Raw genomic sequence first — 331 nt, forward strand, 5'->3', positions numbered from 1 at the left:
GACTGGATTTACGGGGTGGATCTATGAAAAACATCGCCGCACAGATGGTTAACTTTGACCGTGAGCAGATGCGTCGGATCGCCAACAACATGCCGGAACAGTACGACGAAAAGCCGCAGGTACAGCAGGTAGCGCAGATCATCAACGGTGTGTTCAGCCAGTTACTGGCAACTTTCCCGGCGAGCCTGGCTAACCGTGACCAGAACGAAGTGAACGAAATCCGTCGCCAGTGGGTTCTGGCTTTTCGGGAAAACGGGATCACCACGATGGAACAGGTTAACGCAGGAATGCGCGTAGCCCGTCGGCAGAATCGACCATTTCTGCCAACACC

The 331-nt window shown here is 54.4% G+C and carries 1 protein-coding gene; it reads left to right on the forward strand.

Annotation, left to right across the window (positions count from 1 at the left end; genetic code table 11):
- Positions 1-23: 23 nt before the first annotated feature.
- Positions 24-331, forward strand: a 308-nt coding sequence (locus HP556_RS00270) for a replication protein P (RefSeq protein WP_246297226.1), incomplete at its 3' end; no start/stop codon positions are given.

Origin of the sequence: Tardiphaga robiniae, from assembly GCF_013359755.1 — a bacterium.
Classification (GTDB): domain Bacteria; phylum Pseudomonadota; class Alphaproteobacteria; order Rhizobiales; family Xanthobacteraceae; genus Tardiphaga; species Tardiphaga robiniae.